This is a genomic window from Actinomycetospora sp. (genome assembly GCF_036497245.1).
Taxonomy (GTDB): Bacteria; Actinomycetota; Actinomycetes; order Mycobacteriales; family Pseudonocardiaceae; genus Actinomycetospora.
Genome location: NZ_DASXJS010000222.1, coordinates 1 through 4,049, shown reverse-complemented (window position 1 = coordinate 4,049; position 4,049 = coordinate 1). Strand labels below are relative to the sequence as shown.

Genomic DNA, 4,049 nt, shown 5'->3' with positions numbered 1-4,049 from the left:
GTCCCCGACGCGGAGCCCGACGAGCCGTCGTCGCCGGGCGCCACCGTCGACGACGCCCCCGCCGACCCGGAGCGCCGGGTGGCCGCTCCGGCACCGTCCGCGGTGCTTCCGGTCTCCGACGAGCCGGGGGCAGCCGTCACGGTCGGGCCCGCGGCGGCCCCGCCCGCCTCGCCGTACGTGTCGCCGGACTCGGGGACGGCGGTCGTCGTGCCCACCCCATCCGCCCCACGCGCCGACGTCGTCGACGATCCCGTCCCGGACGTCGACGAGTCGGCCGCCCCGGTTCCGGAGGACCCGGTGGCCCCGGGCGTCGTCGTGCCGACCGCACCGGACTGGGCCGTGGTCCCCGCGGGGGCCTTGGCGGGGCCCGCGTCGGTCGGGATCGCGGCGACGACCTTGCCGAGCGAGCCGGCCGCCCACCGCGGCGCCGTGGTGCCCGCGGCGACCGGGAGTTGCTGGTAGGAGCCGTGCACGGGGGAGGCGACGGCCTGCTCGAGGGCAGGGGCGGCGGCGTCGGGAGGGCTGTCGCACACGGGGTCGCCGGGGGCGCAGATCTCGATCGTTCGGGCGTCGAGGGAGCCGAAACCGACGGCTCGGGGCGGCAGGGCGCCTTGCCCCGTCGTGCCCTCCGGGACCGCCCGGGTGCGCGGACTGCGCGCCGGGTCGCCGAACAGCCCGACGGCCTGGATCAGGTTCGCGGGGACGCGGGGCTCGAGTCCGGTACCGACGCGGGACGCGAGGTCGCCGGCCACCTGAGCGCCCTGCGAGTAGCCGAAGAGCATCAGCGCACCGGTAGGGCAGCCCTCGACGTGCTCGCCGACCGCGTTCGCGAGCGAGGAGACCGCCTCGGACTCGGCGGACGCGTACGAGCCGCCGGTCGGTGGCGGCGGAACCGTCACCACCGAGATCTTCTCGCCGAACTGCGAGGACAACGGGTCCGTGACCCCCCGCAGCACGTCCGAGGCGCCGCCCGCGCCGCCGACCGCGTAGACGGTGACCGGCCGGCACGAGCCGGGCAGCGCCTGGGACGAGGCGAGCGTGGCCACCCCGGTCCCGACGGCACCGACCACGACCGCGACGACGACCAGCGCCGTCACCACGAGCGACGCCACCGGGCGGCCCGTGGCGCTCGACCGCGCCGGGACCGGGCGCGCCCACGGCGAGAGGGCCTCCACGGGCGGCGTCGTGGTCCGGGGTGACGGGAGGTCCGGCGCCGGACATCCAGGGGGAGCGACCGGTGGCTCGGCCGCTGACGCCGCGATCCACGCGGTCGCGAACTCGGCGGGTGCGGGCGGCACGAGGTCGGGCGCCGCCGGCTGCGACGGGGCCGAGGGCCGGGGCGGCGCGGACACGAGGGTGACGAACCCCTGGGGACCGACCGACACCGTCGTCACCGACGCCCCGTCGACCACCTCGACGAGCAGATCCCGACCCGACCGCGCCGCGTGCCTGCGAGCCGCCGCCAGCCCGACATCCGTGGCCGAGGCGTGTGGCGGCACCGTCAGCGCCCGCCCGTCAGCGAGGACGCCGGGTCCCCCCGGACCGTGCGTCAGCTCCAACCGCACGTCCGGCGCCACGTCCGCACCGTCTGCCCGCTCCGCGCCCACCTCGGTCCTCCACCGCCGTCACCTGCCCCGAACCGCGGACCAGAGTCGGCGGTCCGCGGCGAGCGTGGTGGCGGTTTGGAGAAACCCGTGGCAGGGATTCGGCGAGCGACGGACGCCGAGGATGTGGAGTTACTGACGTTGGATGTCAGCGACGCCGCATCGCTGACACCGGCTCACCGCACCCCGAGCGACTCCTTGAGGAACGCCACCTGCAGGCGGAGCAGGTTCTCGGCGACCACTTCCTGCGGCGTCATGTGCGTGACCCCCGACAGCGGGAGCACCTGGTGCGGCCGACCCGCCGCCAGCAGCGCCGAGGACAGCCGCAGAGTGTGCGCGGCGACCACGTTGTCGTCGGCGAGCCCGTGGATCAGCATCAGCGGGCGCATCGGGGCCTCGGCCGTCGCGGGCACGGTCGCGTCGTCGATGATCGAGGACCGCGAGTACGCGTCCGGCCACGACGACGGCGTCCCGAGGTAGCGCTCGGTGTAGTGGGTGTCGTAGAGGGCCCAGTCGGTCACGGGAGCGCCCGCCACCGCCGCGTGCACGGCGTCCGGGCGACGCAGCACGGCGAGGGCGGCCAGGTAGCCACCGAAGGACCATCCCCGGATTCCCACACGGGACAGGTCGAGGTCCTCCACCTCCGCAGCGGCCGCCGCCAGCGCCGCCACCTGGTCCTCGAGCACCGGTGCCGCCAGGTCGCCGTGCACCGCCCGCTCGAAGGCCGACCCGCGTCCCGGGGTCCCGCGCCCGTCGGCGACCACCACCGCGAACCCCTGGTCGGCGAACCACTGGCTGGTCAGGAACGCCCCGCGCGCATCGACGACCCGCTGGGCGTGGGGACCGCCGTACGGGTCGAGCAGCACCGGCAGCGGCTCCGAGCCGGGGATGTGGTGACGGGGCAGCAGCACCGCCGTCGCGAGCCCGCGCTCCCCCGCGGCGAACACGTGCACCCGGGGCTCCAGGCGGGGCGACTCGGCGAACGACCGCAGCGTCGTCGAACGACCCGGGCCCGTCACCGTCGTCACGGTCCCGTCGTGGTCGAGCGAGGCCTGCGCGACGACGAGCACCCCGCCCGCCAGCCGGCCCGACGCCACCCCCCGAGCGGCGCTCACCACGCTCACCCCGGCCTCGCGCGACCAGACGAACAGCGCCGTCGAGGTCGGCACCCCGGCCCGGGACGCGGTGAACAGCACGGTGTCCCCGTCGACGTCCGCCACGCCCCGGACCTGCAGGTCGGTGCCGGTCACGGCCTCGCCGTCGACCACCAGGCGCCGGGCGTCGTCGGCGTCCGCACACCGGACGAGCGCGCCGCCGGACAGGTGCGCCGGAACGCCGGGGACGAGATCGACCCACGCGTCGTCGACCTCGGAGTGCACCTCGACGGACGTCCCGGACGCCGGGTCCACCGCCCGCAGCGTCACGCGCTTCTGGTCGCGCGGCGACGTCGTCGCGAGCAGCGCGTGCCGGTCCCACGTGACGGCAGCGAGGTACTCGTCGGCGCCGAGGTCGACGTCGGTGCGTGACCCGTCGAGGCCCAGCAGGTGCAGCGTCACCGCCGCGTTCGCCGTCCCGGCGGCGGGGTAGCCGACGACGGCGGGGTCGCGGTCCGGGTTGGCGGGATCGGCGATGTGCCAGCGGGTGACGGGCGCGTCGTCCACCCGCGCGACGGCGAGCGACCCGCCGTCCGGCGCCCACCAGTAGCCCCGGTAGCGGTTCATCTCCTCGGCGGCGACGAAGTCGGCGAGACCCCAGGTGACGTGGTCGCCGTCCGGGCTGGCGAGCGTCGTCGTCTCCCCCGACGCGAGCGTGCACACGTGCAGCGCCCCGGCCCGCACGAACGCCACCCGCGTGCCGGACGGGTCCGGGCGCGGGTCGACGACGGGTCCCTCGACCGGCAGCGGCACCGGCGTCGAGCCCGGGGTGAGCCCGACGGTGAACGCCCGGCCGGAGAGCACGAAGGCGGCGGTCGCGACCTCGCGGTCGGTGGCGTAGTCGACGACGCCGCCGGACTGCTCACGCACCCGCTCGCGTCGGGCCCGCTCCTCGGGCGGGAGGTCCTCCGCTGCGTCCTCCCCGCCCGCCCGCAGCGCGAGCGGGTCGACGAGCAGGTGCTCCTCGCCGCTCGCGACGTCGAGCACCCACAGACAGGTCACCGGGTCGTCACCGCCGCGGCTGCGCAGGAAGACGACCCGCGCGCCGTCCGGGGAGATCGCCACCCCGCGCGGCGCGCCGAGGGTGAAGCGCCGGGTCGCGGCCTGGCGACGGGGGAACGAGTCGTTGACCCGGCTCTCCGGAGGTACAGGGTTCTCGACGGTCACGACCGGCCATCCTGCCCGCCGTCGCCGGCACTCACCGCGCGGCCACGTCGGCGAGGACCTCCTCGACGAGCCCGACGAGCACGTCCGGGCCGCCGTCGAGGACGTTGTGGGTGGTCGGCAGGTC

At 76.5% G+C, this 4,049-nt stretch carries 2 protein-coding genes; both read right to left on the bottom strand.

Annotation, left to right across the window (positions count from 1 at the left end):
• On the bottom strand, positions 1 to 1,577 hold a 1,577-nt coding region (locus tag VGI02_RS23390), incomplete at its 3' end, for a cutinase family protein (protein WP_331631377.1).
• Between the two features lie 203 nt (positions 1,578 to 1,780).
• A complete protein-coding gene (locus VGI02_RS23385; protein WP_331631375.1) occupies positions 1,781 to 3,925 on the bottom strand; it encodes a prolyl oligopeptidase family serine peptidase in 2,145 nt (714 codons plus the stop codon).
• Positions 3,926 to 4,049 lie beyond the last annotated feature (124 nt).